This is a genomic window from Phocaeicola sp. RTP21198st1_B8_RTP21198_201120 (genome assembly GCF_040929485.1).
In the GTDB taxonomy this organism is placed as follows: domain Bacteria; phylum Bacteroidota; class Bacteroidia; order Bacteroidales; family Bacteroidaceae; genus Phocaeicola; species Phocaeicola dorei.
In genome coordinates this window covers 1-14510 of record NZ_JBCOCI010000011.1, presented here as the reverse complement: position 1 = coordinate 14510, position 14510 = coordinate 1, and the positions used below count along the sequence as shown (strand labels likewise).

At 42.9% G+C, this 14510-nt stretch carries 10 protein-coding genes and 1 tRNA gene; 5 read left to right on the top strand and 6 right to left on the bottom strand.

The window, feature by feature from the left end; all coding sequences use genetic code 11:
* The first annotated feature begins 15 nt into the window (after window positions 1-15).
* Window positions 16-100: transfer RNA gene (locus AB5935_RS07170), tRNA-Ser, on the top strand.
* 239 nt (window positions 101-339) lie between these two features.
* Complete coding sequence (locus AB5935_RS07165; protein ID WP_016278512.1) at window positions 340-1551, top strand: site-specific integrase; 1212 nt, start codon at window positions 340-342, stop codon at window positions 1549-1551.
* 553 nt (window positions 1552-2104) lie between these two features.
* Here AB5935_RS07165 and AB5935_RS07160 read toward each other — a convergent pair.
* Window positions 2105-2953, bottom strand: coding sequence for an RES family NAD+ phosphorylase (locus AB5935_RS07160; RefSeq protein WP_016278513.1), 849 nt, complete (start codon window positions 2951-2953; stop codon window positions 2105-2107).
* Between the two features lie 611 nt (window positions 2954-3564).
* On the opposite strand from AB5935_RS07160, the gene AB5935_RS07155 reads away from it, so the two are divergent.
* The 3 genes from AB5935_RS07155 to AB5935_RS07145 all read left to right on the top strand — a co-directional run bounded on the left by AB5935_RS07155 (window position 3565) and on the right by AB5935_RS07145 (window position 6551).
* Window positions 3565-5427, top strand: a complete 1863-nt coding sequence (locus AB5935_RS07155) for a hypothetical protein (RefSeq protein ID WP_368327376.1) — start codon at window positions 3565-3567, stop codon at window positions 5425-5427.
* Window positions 5428-5919: 492 nt separating this feature from the next.
* Complete coding sequence (locus AB5935_RS07150) at window positions 5920-6225, top strand: DNA-binding protein (RefSeq protein WP_016278515.1); 306 nt, start codon at window positions 5920-5922, stop codon at window positions 6223-6225.
* Complete coding sequence (locus AB5935_RS07145; RefSeq protein ID WP_016278516.1) at window positions 6222-6551, top strand: hypothetical protein; 330 nt, start codon at window positions 6222-6224, stop codon at window positions 6549-6551. Before AB5935_RS07150 ends, AB5935_RS07145 begins: the two co-directional genes overlap by 4 nt.
* Before the next feature lie 156 nt (window positions 6552-6707).
* On the opposite strand, the gene AB5935_RS07140 is transcribed toward AB5935_RS07145, so the two are convergent.
* The 5 genes from AB5935_RS07140 to AB5935_RS07120 all read right to left on the bottom strand — a co-directional run bounded on the left by AB5935_RS07140 (window position 6708) and on the right by AB5935_RS07120 (window position 13895).
* The gene (locus tag AB5935_RS07140) at window positions 6708-7685 is read right to left on the bottom strand and encodes a hypothetical protein (protein ID WP_025076640.1); all 978 of its coding nucleotides are present in this window, start codon (window positions 7683-7685) and stop codon (window positions 6708-6710) included.
* An 81-nt stretch (window positions 7686-7766) separates the two neighbouring features.
* Window positions 7767-11735 carry an N-6 DNA methylase gene (locus tag AB5935_RS07135; protein WP_122287921.1) on the bottom strand — a complete coding sequence of 1323 codons (3969 nt, stop codon included), beginning with the start codon at window positions 11733-11735 and terminating at the stop codon, window positions 7767-7769.
* Window positions 11736-11888: 153 nt separating this feature from the next.
* Window positions 11889-12068, bottom strand: coding sequence for a hypothetical protein (locus AB5935_RS07130; protein ID WP_016278431.1), 180 nt, complete (start codon window positions 12066-12068; stop codon window positions 11889-11891).
* Window positions 12058-12504, bottom strand: coding sequence for a DUF1896 domain-containing protein (locus tag AB5935_RS07125; RefSeq protein ID WP_016278430.1), 447 nt, complete (start codon window positions 12502-12504; stop codon window positions 12058-12060). The genes AB5935_RS07130 and AB5935_RS07125 overlap by 11 nt, the downstream gene beginning before the upstream one ends.
* A gap of 101 nt (window positions 12505-12605) precedes the next feature.
* Complete coding sequence (locus AB5935_RS07120; protein ID WP_016278429.1) at window positions 12606-13895, bottom strand: DUF3945 domain-containing protein; 1290 nt, start codon at window positions 13893-13895, stop codon at window positions 12606-12608.
* Window positions 13896-14510: the final 615 nt, after the last annotated feature.

Below are 14510 nucleotides of genomic sequence, written 5' to 3'. Positions count from 1 at the left end.
CTGAAAAGAAGTCTTGGAGAGGTGGCAGAGTGGTCGATTGCGGCGGTCTTGAAAACCGTTGTACTGCGAGGTACCCGGGGTTCGAATCCCTGTCTCTCCGCTGGAAAGAATTGCAAAACAAAGAAAATCCCTGTAAATTAATACTTTACGGGGATTTTTTGTTTTTGGTGCATAGCAAAAATAAGCATATCAAAGCATTCTTTCGGTGTACTATTCGGTGTACCTGTTTGCTTTCAATGTCAGGTACACCTATTAAGTAAATAATTCATTGTTTATCAGTATTTTGCATCTTGACTTGTTGCTCTTGGAAATTTAGTTTTGTGATTAAAAACAAGTAAGATGGAAAGAACAACATTTTGTCTATTGTTCTACATTCGTAGGACGAAATTGAATCGGAACGGTGAGGCTCCGATAATGATGAGAATTACAGTGAATGGAGTCCGGGTTGACGCTTCAGTGAAGAAAACAATTCTTCCGGAATTTTGGAGTGTGGCAAAAGGAAAGGCTCTGGAAAAGAAGCGTGAGTACAAGGAACTAAATCTGTATCTTGATTCTATCCGTTTGAGGATAATGAAAATACAGCGTGAACTGGAAATAGAAGGTGTAGCGGTTTCTGCCGGCAGTGTCCTGGAGCGTTTTTTGGGTAAGGATGCCCCCGTACAACGTACTCTGTTTGAGGTTTTCCGTGAACATAATGATAAATGCGCCCAATTGTCCGGTACGGACATGGCGCCTGCAACCGTGCAGCGTTATGAGACATCCTTGAAGCATACTCAGGATTTTGTCTGGGAGACATATCATAAGAAAGATATTCTTTTGGATGAAGTTTCCCGCCAGTTTGTTGAGGATTACGAGTTCTGGCTTAAAACCTCGAAAAAGTGTTGTCATAATACAGCCACCAAGTATCTGAAGAACTTCAAGAAGATTATCCGTATCGCTTTGGCCAAGGGATGGATGAAGAATGATCCGTTTTTGGAAATCAGGTTCTCGTTGGATAAGGTGGAGCCGGACTTCTTGGAAGATTCGGAAATCCGAAAACTGATTTCAAAGGAGATTGATATTCCACGGCTGAGTCAGGTGCGGGATATTTTTGTGTTCTGTTGTTTCACTGGTTTGGCCTTTTCGGATATTCACGGATTGAGAAAGGAGCATATTGTGGAGGACTCGAATGGTGTCAGGTGGATACGAAAGGGGAGACAGAAGACCAAAATCATGTGCAACATTCCATTGATGGAAATACCGTTAAAGATATTGGAGAAGTATTCCACCAATGAATATTGCAGGAAACATGGTGTACTTTTTCCGGTGCTTTGTAATCAAAAAATGAACGCGTACCTCAAGGAACTGGCTGATATTTGTGGTATTAAAAAAACATTGACCACTCATGTTGCGCGTCATACTTTTGCCACTTTTGCCTTGGCCAATGGTGTCTCGATAGAGAGCGTTGCTAAGATGTTAGGACATACCAATGTTCAGATGACTCGTCATTATGCGCGTGTGTTAGATCGTACAATAATACGTGAGGTATCACAAATAAAGGTTGACTTTTAATAAGTAGATTGATAAAAAGATGAGAAAAGTGCTATTTGTGTATATAAAGTTGAAATACAATCGTTTCTTTATTTCAACTATACTCTATGACTGAGAAAGTAATAAGGATTTTTTGATGTAATTATTCTATTTTGGTTGTATGGTGTTTAGAATAATTACTTTGAGAGAACCAACAGCTTGCTACGATATAATATCAGTCGACTCAGCAACCATGAAAGTCTTATAGCTTGGTTGCTGTGTTGAAAGCTCATTAAAAAGGAAGTATTATATTAAAGATCAGGTTATGTTCTCATTTGCATTAGTCTATTAAAATTATAACAGTAGAATATTGAATATTTGTATCCTATGATAATGAAAGAAATTTGTAAAAGAATTGCCCACTTGTTTATGGGTATAATAGAGTATATATAGTAAAATATATATGTATAGTTTTTGGGGTGTTTTCAATTAGATTACTACAAAAAAAATGAATACCAACTAACTAACAATGCTTTGAGTATAAATTGGTAGGTTGATTTTTCTGATTTACTGAGTATTTCAGATTGATGTGAAATTATTCTGATATTTTATATTTTCCTAAATAGTCGATGAACTCAACTTCATTATTACGTATTCTCAATAGTCGATGATCAAAATCACTTCCAATTTTGTCTCTAGCATCTAACTTTATATTTTCAATTTTTATTTCACGAGATGATATAGGCTCGCATTTTTTGTAATTATATATGGTTAAATTGATTCCATCATTGTGGAGTGAACTGCTAAAGCGAATTCCGTCATATCCTAAACTCTTAATATATTCAGAGATAATTTGAGATGGGATATAGTCATCTGGATTATTGGTAGGAAATGAGAATGCGCCTTGAATGTATGATAATATTAATTGTTCTTTGGATTTTGCTCTATCTGGAATTCTGTAATCGATGACCAAATCTGCTAGAGTTAAATTTTCTTTTACGGTTATTTCAGCAAGATTTATATTATCGGTAAGTAATGGACGCACTTCGAATATGGCAGTAACGGGGCTTTCTGCCATATATAAATACCGGATAAATTTAGGGTTGGCTCGCCCGTCCCGAACAAAATTATGATTGGGAGGAATAAATGATGCTTCTTTAACAAGACCTCTAAATCGATTGGATTCATTAAAATATCCACTATGATTATTGTTCTTATTACAGAATATTTTTAAAGAATGATCTTTGAGGGCCTTTTCATCAATGATACGAGCTCTATAATATATTGTATTAATTTTAATATTGAGTGTATGCTCTGAAATGTATTTTTTTAATATTTCAAGCAATGGATGAGTGATGAAGAATCTATTTTTGTGATAAACTTCATCTTTGAAAGAATTCCATAATTCATAGGTTTCTATTTCTAATTGGGTTCTATTATCCATAATTTATGAAGAGTATTTTAAGCGTATGAAGCTATGTGATTTAATATAACTTGGAATTTTAGCACTGTATATAAATGTTGAAAATATAGGTAACGATTTAGTTACCAAAGCCTTGCTTTAAGTTATACAGTTTTGCATAAAAATAAATAATTTTGTATACAAAGATAGGGAATAGTTGAATTGTAAACAAATATATTCATATGTGTTTTTAATTGAAGAAATTACTATTCCAGTGTCATAATAAAAAACAAGTGTTTTTTACCTTTTTAATATTTTGCTATATGCAAACTGAAAATCAATCATTTCTCTATTTGTTTCTGCCAAATTTTAATTACTTTTGCAAACAAGGTCTTTTCCATAGAGCAAGGACAAAGCACAGTAAAAAATAGGTTAAGGTTCAAGTATCTATTACGCTTGCTTTTCATGAGGTTGCTGCTCTTCTTATATGTAAAAGAACTATTTATGAGCCTATATTAGTTGCTTGTATGAATGATACACAGTGATAGAAGCCGAGATGTAAGCTCTTAAATTGAAAGACTCATGTGTCAGAGATAAAAAATAAAATACACCGTTAAGCAAATATTGCTACAAAAAATATTAGTGAATCAATTATGGTGAATGAAAACCTTTTAGCTACATATTCATTACTATCTTTTATAAGAGATACGTATGGCAGTGAATGTAACGAAAGTCTTACACAACTTTTCGTTCCATTAATTAAGGAAACTCTAAATAGGATGTTACGGAAGAAGGGGACAGCAATAATGGGTAAAGACTATTCTGAGATTTTCGATTCTGTAAGAGAGAATTTTCAAATAGAAATACCAATTCCTGTGATTATTACCTTAATGCCACAGGTTTGCAAATATTCGGGAGGTAGTTTTACTCTAAATAGTGATCATTCGTTTATTATTGATTCAGAATGTACATCTACGATTACTGAAGATTATCAAAACCAAAAAAAACTAATAAAAAAACTAGCAAACAACTACAAAATCTATTGTAAGGGACGCAATGTACCTTACGATTTTGAAGAGCTTGTGACTTTTATTCAAGATCAAAAGAATCGAATCTTTAACGATCAGTCCACTGCCATCTATAATCAATCATATCACGTTTCAAAGTATGTTTATGATAGAATAAAAAAGAAAGACTTTTATTTCGATATCATTTGTAGCATTTATCTTGGTGGAATTATTTCCTCTTATTTTAAATTTAAAATAAAAGATCGTATTATTGATACAGAATTATTAGTTGATACCAATTTTTATATCAGTTTAATTGAACTTAATACTGAAGAATCTTATGCTGCTTGTAAACAATTATACGACTTGACTATTGCGATGGGATTCCGTTACTCAATCCTTGAAACAACAGTAGAACAGATTCGTATTTTATTATCTAGTAAAGTCAGACAGTTTAAGTCTAAAGATTTATTTGCAACATTGGATGTTGCTGATATACTTTCTGCATGTGGTAGACGCGGTCTGGATCGCTCTTTTCTAGAAGCATGCAAGGATAATCTGAAGAACGATCTTTCAGAAAAAGGAATTTCTATTGTATACAACCAGAATATTCGAGCACTTTATGAAAAGACGGGTAAATCAAAAGATTTGCAGACTCTCACCAATATTCGTGGAAATAGAGAAAGTGCTTTTAATGATTTATTAGCTCAGGAATATGTTGCGTATAAACGAAAAGATAAAATTATAGCAGAATTTAACGATGTGAACTGTTGGTTTTTAAACAACTCCTATTCTGTTAATAGGAAAGAAAAGAGCCTACCTGTCTGGCAGAGAATTAGCATTACTGCTTCTGATTTGCTTGTGTTACTATGGCTTGCAAATCCGTCTCTTTCTATTGGAAATAGCAAAAGTATGCTTGCAATGACAAGTCTTTCTGCTAATGTGATTAAATACCGTTCTGAACATTATCCGTCTCATAAGGTTATTTGCAAAATACAAGATAGAATTGCAAGATTACAAATAGAAAATAATATAAGTGAAGCATCTATTGCCAAGTTATGTATTAGAATGTCAGAAGGTGAAATTGATCGGAATGAAGCTGATAGATTATTAACATTGTCATCTCCGGCGTTGTTAGAATATATCAATCGAGCTACAAAGAATGAAGATATTTATCTCGAAACTTCAGAAAAGAATGAGATATTATCTAGTGAAAACAATTCTTTAAAAGCCCAATTGGAGGATAAATGTATTGAAAACAAACTTATGAAAATGAGAGTATGGGGAGTGGCATACGCTATTATTGTTACTGTAGTCTATTGGTTGGGGATAAAATATGTGAATCCCAGTCCAATAACTTGGTATGAATATTTGGGTCATATAATATATTGGCTTGTTACCACAGTTTGTGTAAATTGGTATAATCACATGTACTTTGTGAATGGTATAATTTCTTTTTTCAAGCGAGATTTGATAATTAAGAGGATTAGGGAAAATTATCCTGTATAAATTCTATATTTTGTAGTGAGGTGAGATGGGGGAATATTCTGAATAAGTTTCAGTAGATGATGTGTAGATATTTATTTAGGTGTTTAAAATGAGGTGAAATAAACTTAGTTCAAAGATATAAGCGAGAATATTTATAAAGAAGCTATTGATAGATATAGTGATTAATATTCTTCGTGTTCGCCTACTTTGGGTGTTTAATAAAATTTTGAGAATAGAGAACGATATTACCTTGCATTAAGAATTCCAATGTAAATATAGGTGTTTCTTAAATTTATAGTGATTACTTTTGTAGGTATTTATTGTATTATCTAATAATAAACGCAATATTAAATATTTGCTTCTTTAAGAATGGCCGGAAATTGTTTCTGGCCATTCTTTTATTTCATTTTGTCGTTTCCTGTCTTTTTTTGGCGGTTGCTCAACGGTTGAGTAACCAACGGCCTTATAATATCTCCGTAATATTGCACCGTAAACAATAAAAACAAGGTCATTATGAACAACAGAAGAACTGCACCGGGTGGGCAGATGACCCACATGCTCAGTGCCATACTCGCCAAAGTAACCAGCATTGAGAAGTTATTGGCTCCTGCCATACATAACTTGCCCGACAGCGAGATACTGGATTCAAAAGGCGTGCGCCTGCTTACCAAGATGTCCGACAGGACACTTCTTAGACGCCGCAATGACGGTTCGTTGCCTTTCCACCGTGACAAGGGGAAGATTTACTACCGCCGTTCGGACGTGCTGCGTGCCATGCTGCTGGAAAAAGAAGAACACTTTAAAAATAAAAGGTTATGAGAAAGATGATTAAGGTTGAAAGCGGCTTGTTCGCCGCACTCGTGAGAAGTTACAAGAAGTCCCTCAACATGCTGGCCGTGCTGCAACATATCTGCGAGGACAACAGTGTCGAACTCTCCATGCTGCCCGATGAGGTTTGTGAGCTGATAAACCTCGACCCGGCAGAGATTGAGAAACAGCGTCTGAGCGGGCGTCTGCGTTTTGCAGAAGAGGAGAACGGGACCAGGCATTATTCGATTGTGGATATAATCAATCTGAAGGATTCCATTGACTGGAAGGTTATTAACAGACAGGTGGAGAGCCTTTCCTTTGAGGAAGAGGAATGACGGAATGGCTTTCTTCCCTTTACAGACAAGGGTATGGCCGGCAGGCCGGATTTATCCGGATGCCGGCCATACCTTTGTCCTTTCCTGAAAAGCGGCTCTTTGCGGCAGACTGCGGAAGCGCAGCTTCCGGGGTTGCCGCAATGTGCCGCGGGAAACTTAGGATATTTTTTTCAGCCCGTTTGACGGGGCGGCAATTTTCATTGGGGGGACGTGCCTCGCTTTCTGTGACTGTTCCGGTCCGTCATCCGTTCCGTTTTCATGCCCGCCTGCCGGCTTTATGGTAAGCTGTATTTTCCGGTTCAGCGTGGCAAGCTCTTCATTCAGCCGCTTGATTTCCGCATCCTTGGGCCATGAGGCCGCCACAATCTCCTGAAGGACCGGGATGTCCTTCGACAGCTCCGCGTTCTCCTTCTCCCGTTTCTCTATCATGGCGGGAATGCGTTCCAGCGCATTGATGAAGTTCGTGACGGCCAGTTTCGGGTCTTTGGCAATATAACCGTTGTTGTAGGTATATTTGATGCCGTCCAGCCCCTCGACCATGAACTTGTTCTGCAAAGCCTGCATGTCCCCCTCACAGGTCCTTTCGGTACGGACAAGGATACGGAAATCGAACAGGGTCCCGATTTTCATATAGTCATCCTCCGTCCGGGCATTCCGGTTGATTGCGGCAAGCCGGTTGCCGAGTACCTCGATATTGTTCGAGTCCACACCGTCCAGTTTCAGGGGATTGGGACGGAGTCCGGTTTTCGCATCTGCGGGGGCCACCTTGTTGAAATATTCCCAGTCCCTGGTGAAACGCCCGATAAAGGCATTGTTTTTTTCTATTCCCGAAGTCCTTTCATTCAGCTTGCCTTTCGCGTTTCCCTTGTTACGGTGGAATGCCTGCCTCTCGCTTTCGAGGACCGCCAGTTTCTTGTCCAGCTTCGCCTTTTCCAGCAGGTCGTCGTTGCCTGAAAGGATGGCTACGTATTCGCTGAAACTGCCGCCTCCGTTTTCGTCAATCGCCCCCTCGTCAATGGTACGGGCGGCCAGATTGCGGCTTTTGAGCTGGTTGATGAACACCTGCTTGTTTTGCAGCAGGTTGAACTTGTAGCTGTCCAGTGACTTCTCCACCGCATAGATATAGCAGTCCACCTTGTTGCCGGCGTACTGCTTGGCAATAATATTGCCTTTTCTCACCGCACGTCCGTTGCGCTGCTCCAGGTCGGACGGCCTTCAGGGTATGTCCAGATGATGGATGGCCACGGCACGTTCCTGCGCGTTGACACCCGTACCCAGTTTCTGTGTCGAACCGAAAAGGAAACGGATGCGGCCCGAGTTTATGTCCCTGAACAGTTCCTTGCGTGCGTTGTCGCTGTTCGCCTCCTGAATGAACCTTATCTGTTTCTCCGGGATATTGTGGTCTTCCACGAGCTTGCGTCTGATTTCACTGTAGATGTTCCACTGGTCCGGCTTATAAGTGCTCAGGTCCGAGAATACGAACTGTGTGCCTTTCTGGTCAAGATATTTGTAGTAATACTCCGCAATCTTGGCCGCGCAATGGGACGCCTTGTTTCCCGGACTGTCGCCGTATTCAGGGTCTATCAGCCGCATGTCAAGCGACATCTTGTTCGAGTAGTTGGTGGCGATCAGCATCTGTGCCTTCTCCTCCGCCTCGGACAGAGGCTCCCTGTCTATGTAGGTCGCATCCCCGGTTTCAGCGAACTTTATCAGTTTCTGAATGAAAATCTCCTGCTGGGGAGTAGGCGGTATATGATACAGTTGTTCGTTGAGTTCCGGCCTGTCAACCCCCACGTCTTCAGTGGTCTTGTAATCGGTTATCTCCGCATAGAAATTGGCGAGTTCCGGCACCTTGATAAAATAGCGGAAACGCTCTTTCTGCACCACCTGGTTGGTCACTGAAAATTCAAAGTCCGTGCTTTTCTTCGCATAGACTGCGGCCCAGCCGTCAAAGCAGGTAATCCCCTGCCGCTCCATTTCCTTCGGACGGAGATACTTGAAAAGGAGATAGAGTTCGGTCAGGCTGTTGGAGATGGTCGTGCCGGAGAGGAAAGTGGCCCCCAAATCCCTGCCTGTACGCTCCTGGATGGTGCGGATGGCGAAAAGCATGTTCATGGCCTTCGTACTTCCTTCGGGATTGCCCAGGCCGGAAACCCTCGCATGGCGTGTGTTGAACATCAGGTTCTTGAAATTGTGCGATTCGTCAACGAAGAGGTGGTCGATGCCCATCTGCCTGAAATCTGTAACATCATCTGTCCGGTCCTTTATATCCTGCTCCAATTTTTCAAGTTTGGCTTCCAGGTTCTCCTTCCTTCTTTCCAGCCCCTTCTTTATCCAGCCGGTCACTTCATTGCCCTGCTGCTCGAATACGGCGAGGTTCTCTTCGATACTCTCAATTTCCTGCGTATATATCTCCTGCTGTATTTCGGGGGACTGGGGTATTTTTCCGAACTGGTCGTGCGTCAGGATGATGCAGTCCCAGTTGTTGTTCTTGATGTCATGGAATATTCCGACGCGTTTCTCCGGCGTGAAGTCCTCCCTGCCCGGATACAGTACCCTGGCATTCGGATAGGCCCTCCTGAACGTGTCGGCTATGTCATGCACATTGCTCTTGAGTCCGATAATCATCGGCTTGTTCGCCAGTCCGAGACGTTTCATCTCAAAGGCGGCCACGCACATGATGAGGGTCTTGCCCGTACCTACCTGATGGTCGATTATCCCGCCGCCGTTCATCTTCAGCATCCAGACGGCGTTCTTCTGGCTGCCGTACAGGGACGGTATGCCCAGTCCTTTCAGGTCAAGGAACGGGAAACTTTGCAGGGAGCCGTCGTAATCGGGACGTACATAGCAGTTGAACTTGCGGTTGTACATGTCCGCAAGGTTCTGCTTGAACTCGGGCAGCTGCTCGTTCAGCCAGCCGGTGAAGGCGGAGCGTATCTCGTTGATTTTGGTGTCGGCAAGCTGGATGGCCTCCGCATCACGTACCTTTATGTCATTGCCCTCCTTGTCCTGAACAGTCTTGGTTATGTCGGGGACGGTGTTGTGCAGCGCATGTTTCAGCAGGTCATTGCCGTAATAGCCTCTCTTTTCCCCTTTCACGTAATATCTGTCGGTGATGTTCGCGTTGCTGCTCTCGAAGCTCACGCTGAACTCGTCGATGGATTCCGTATAATGGATACGGGCCTTTGTCTCGAAGAGGTATCCGGCGAACTCTTCATATACGGACATGGGTATCCACCGTTCCCCCAGGTTGAAGTCAAGCTGTTCAAAACTTATAGGCTCCGGTATGGCTTTCCGCAGGGCTTCCAATGATTTTTTGCCTGCATCATCATCGGGATGGTCTTTCAGGTAGTTCTCTATCCATTCGGCTTTGGCTATTACATTGCCCGCAATGAAGCGGTCCTTGATTTCATGGTTCTTCATCATGGGATTGTAGAAGATGCGCTCTTCCAGCTGTTCGAGCAGTTCCTGCCTGCCGATGTCGCAGAGATTCTCCATATATTCCAGATTGACCTCGCCGAACTTGTTCAGGGATGCCGCAAGGGCTTCCTGCGGAGTGTCCACATGTGTCACCTCGTTGGCGTTGAACGATACGGGCACGGTGAATATGTCCGCCTTCTGTATCTTCCCGTTGACGGAACGTTCCAATGAGAGCATTTCCCGTCCTCCTGCATCCATCAGCAGGAACTTGGCGTTGTCCTTTCCGTTCAGCTCCCTGAACATGCGGTGGAAACGGTCATACTGCCGGTTCAGTTCCTCCCTTAGTTCCGGCTGTTCGGTTTCCGTTTCGGCTTCCGCATTGTAGAGATTGTGGTAGGCTTCCCGAAGGGGGATGTAGTAGGCGGCCCGGTATTGCTGGGTGACAGTCAGCCTGAGCGGATGGAACTGTACTTCGGGAGTGCCCACTCCCTGCAAATACCCGTATTGCTCACCGGCTTTCACGAGAGAGCCGTTCTTGTATTCGGGACGTATCTCTCCGGTAAACGGACGTGGTTCCATTTCCTTCTTCCGCTCTTCCTCGATTTTTTGTCTGCGCTCCTGCCATCTGGCTTCCGCTGCCGCCCGTTCCCCGGTCATGTCTTCCTGCGTGGCGGCTTCATCGTACATGTTCTCTTGGGAGAAGAGATTGAACATTTCCGGTTCATCCCCTTTCTTTTTGCGGGATGCCGACGGTGCCCGGCCTGGCGAAGGTCTGCTTTCTACCACTTGCACCTCCGTTTGCTCTTCATCCGCATAGGCGGCAAACAGGTTGAGCATGGGTTCATAAGGCTTGGTGGAAAGGAGACTTTTTTCCTGCATCTCCTGCCGGTGCTCCACTGCTGTTGTTTCCGGTGGGATTTCCGGTCCGGTTTTCAGGATAGTGGAAACGGTGGGACGGGACAGGTTTGCCTCATAAAGTTTCCGGTCAAGATGGTTTCCCACATCTTGCGCCAATAACTGCCTGAGATGTTCGGAAATGGTGCCGACACCTCCTTCATGAATAAAATTCATGGCCGGTTGTCCGTACATGTTCTTGCCCATGGATACGGAAGTATGGACGATATGCTCTAAATCGGCATAGCTGTTGTTGATATGGATACCGCCGGATATGATGCGGGTCTCGATAAAGTTCCGCTCCTTTTCGGTCAGTTCCGATTTTCGGGTGTTCTTCTGCAACACAATCAGGTCGCTGCCCACTTCCGTACCCGCATCAACAAACAGATTGTCCGGCAGACGGATGACGGAAACCAGGTTGGCATGGTTCACCAGCCATTCCCTGACGGGGCGGTTCTGTGGCGAGTCCATGACACCCGAAGTCGTGATGTAGGCCAGTATCCCGCCTTCACGCAGCGTATCCATGCCTTTGAGAAAGAAATAGTTGTGTACGGCGGCAAGTGAGAATTTACGCACGGCGTCTTCACTCCGGTCAAAATCCAGGTCATAAACTCTGGTATTTCCAAACGGGATATTGGATGAGACCACGTCGAAATAGTTGTTATAATAGGGCTGTATGGACTGGAAACCGTCTATGGTCACCCTGCTTTCCGGATAGAGGGATGAGAGTATCCTTCCCGTCAGCCTGTCCTTCTCGAAGCAATGGATTTCGGGAACATCCTTCAGAGTGCTGATGAACATGCCCGTTCCGGCGGAAGGGTCAAGAAAACGTTCCGGACGGATTTCCGGTACCAGCAGTGCTTCCTGCATGGCCGTTACCACCGGCTCGGGTGTGTAAAAGGCTGTGAGGACGGAACTTTTAAGGCTTTGGACGTATGCCTTGTATTCTTTCCCGTCTTTGGAATACTCACGCAGAAGTTCATGCAGCAGCCGGACCTGGGGAAACAGCTCCCTGTCTGTCCTTCATTTTTCTATGTCCGTGTCTTTCTCCGCCGGATTCAGGATGCACTTCAACCCTCCGAAACCCGAATAACCGTTCAAGACCTTGCGTCCCTGTTCCGTAAGACAGAACTCCGGACGCATGAGTATCAGCTCAAGTGCGGCTATGTTATCCGCCAGATGTTGTCGTCTGTTATATGCCATATCGTTCTATATAGGATTGTATGAAACCTGTAAGTTCAACGGTAAGTGTATGATAGGACGGGGATGATTCAAACCTGTCGTCTATGGGGTATTTGCCGAATATCGCCTCTGCGGGCAGCAATACCTTCAGACAGAAATCCGTCCGTCTTTCGGGCTGTACTTCGGGAAACCACTCCGATACGGCCTCGAAAACCGCATCGAACCGGGAAAAGCGCAAGTCCTGATAGAGAACCGTGTCAGCCAGTTCCAAAGCCTGCGTAACAGATAAGCCCTCACGTATGGCGTGTTCGTAAGCCTCTGCGGCACTGTCCGCACGCTCCCGGATGAAAGCCTTGTCATCGGCCATGTGCGGGTGACTTTCTCTCAAATAAAAAAGGAGAGCTGTCTCAAAATAGGACAATTCTCCGGTTGCGGTATTTTTATCTTGTATAGTCATTTGTTTTCACTTTAAAATGTTAATCGGATATTAGATATATACCCGGCTGCCATAAAAGAGAACCGGGTATATATCTGATGTAAACATGAATAATCTGTCTGTTACACGACTGAAAGGCTCTTTTTTGACCGGGCCTTTACAGACGCCACATGACGGGGTGCCTGCTGTTTCACCTCCTTTTTTCTGTCGTTCTTCTTACTGTCAATGGCAGGCTTGTATTCACGGGCGTTACGTCCTATCAGCAGTTGGTTGCTCTTGTTGCTGAAGCGTACATCATCGGAAAATAGCCTGCCTTTGTAGCGCATATTTTCAACGAACACCATTTCATGGTTCTGGAGCATCTTCTTCTGCTCCGGTGTGATTTTGGCACCCATGATAGTGTCGTTGACTTTCAGTTGTTCACCGGACTGTTTGAAAGCGATGTCCATTATTCTCGGATCGACGAAAGCAACCCCGGAAAGTAGTGTGTCATTTTTGCGCTGTATGTCGTTGATGGGAAGTTGGCCGCCTGACGCGAGGATTTGCTTCTGTTTGTCATCCAGCCTTTTCCCGTAGATATAATCGGGTATCTTGATGGCATCCACGGGCATGGTTATGATACGGTTGCTTGGTTCATGGAAAGATACATAACAGTTGCAGACCGTTCCTGTATGTGTATCCCTCATCTCTTTGATTGCCCCCAAAGTTCCGGTGTCTTTAAGCGACTGCTTTTCCTCGTCCGTGAATACTCCTTTATAGGCCGGAAGGTCATACTGCGGTTTGTCGAGCCTGCTTAAAGTTTTCAGTTGCACCTTGCCGTCCTCCCCTTTGACACAGAGGAAACAGGCTTCTCCCATATCCTTCTTTTCACCGTTCACTTCCTTGCTGATAGGGAAAGCCATTGAGGTAATTCTTCCTTTCAGCATCTCACCCATGCAGTGGTTATCAAACAAGAGTTGCTTGTCAACTCCCAATGCGGCGAGTTCTTTCCACGGAAGCTGGTGCTCGTCGAACTTATATCGGCGGGCGAGTTTGGCGATACGACCTTCATCGTTGAGTTCGCTGTTCTCCACCAGTTTTTTACCTTCCACTCCGGGGTCTTCCCCTTTTCGGATCTGGACAACGGCGTTCAACGTCTTGTCCAATGCTGCGAGAGGAATAAGGAAAAAACTGAAACTCGTGGGATTTTCGTACTGGTTCTTGAAATTCGTGAAGAATAGTTCCAGTGGTGAGGTACGGTCCAATTTGAGGAAACTGTTGCTGTTCTTCTTGTCGGGTGGCACGATTTCGAGACTGCCGTCCTGCTCGTTCATTTTGGAAACGACTGCGGTCTTGTTTGTTCGCTTGTCAAGGATGGCCATTACATGTTCGTCCTGACTCTGTTCTTGTTGTTCTTGCTTTTTCTTAACCATAAAATCAATAATTTAAGTGATACAATAATTAATAAATACCGGGTAAACTTTAGTCCGTCGGTGCGAATGTAGGATATTAGTTAATAGTATGTTATAATTTTGACAGTATGGGGAATGAATGGCGGTATTTGGCATTTTTTGGCGAGTAATGCAAATAAGATTCAGTTATTGTAATACAAAAAGTCAAGAGGATTACAGCCAGAGGATTATTGTCTTACGGTATCATTGTACATAAAATAATAAGAGCCATCTAATTTATGTTTGGAATGATAAAATATATATTTTATCTACTATCTGCATTTTGCAAATTGAGTTAGCTTATTTGATACTATAGTTGGAATCTGCGTGAAGATGTCGTTTGTATTAATTTTGTTCTCTGTGCTAACTGGAACAGATATAGAAATATTTCCTTTAAAAAAAAGACAATATAGTAAATTGACTTGAACTATTTTCAATATATTTGCATATTACATCTACTATTTGGAGTATTACGAATGATATAAATCGTATAAAAGTTATTCTGGTGGAGAAGAATAAAACCTTAATTCCGCAACACTATTATAAATTAAACTTTTTAAGTACCTGAGCAACAAAAAGTTGCTCAGGATTTTGCCA

Bases quoted from the DNA above. Each gene is read 5' to 3' on its own strand.
- AB5935_RS07165 (WP_016278512.1), top strand. From the start codon at position 340: ATGGAAAGAACAACATTTTGTCTATTGTTCTACATTCGTAGGACGAAA.
- AB5935_RS07160 (WP_016278513.1), bottom strand. From the start codon at position 2,953: ATGGATAATAGAACCCAATTAGAAATAGAAACCTATGAATTATGGAAT.
- AB5935_RS07155 (WP_368327376.1), top strand. From the start codon at position 3,565: ATGGTGAATGAAAACCTTTTAGCTACATATTCATTACTATCTTTTATA.
- AB5935_RS07150 (WP_016278515.1), top strand. From the start codon at position 5,920: ATGAACAACAGAAGAACTGCACCGGGTGGGCAGATGACCCACATGCTC.
- AB5935_RS07145 (WP_016278516.1), top strand. From the start codon at position 6,222: ATGAGAAAGATGATTAAGGTTGAAAGCGGCTTGTTCGCCGCACTCGTG.
- AB5935_RS07135 (WP_122287921.1), bottom strand. From the start codon at position 11,735: ATGCAGGAAGCACTGCTGGTACCGGAAATCCGTCCGGAACGTTTTCTT.
- AB5935_RS07130 (WP_016278431.1), bottom strand. From the start codon at position 12,068: ATGGCATATAACAGACGACAACATCTGGCGGATAACATAGCCGCACTT.
- AB5935_RS07125 (WP_016278430.1), bottom strand. From the start codon at position 12,504: ATGACTATACAAGATAAAAATACCGCAACCGGAGAATTGTCCTATTTT.
- AB5935_RS07120 (WP_016278429.1), bottom strand. From the start codon at position 13,895: ATGGTTAAGAAAAAGCAAGAACAACAAGAACAGAGTCAGGACGAACAT.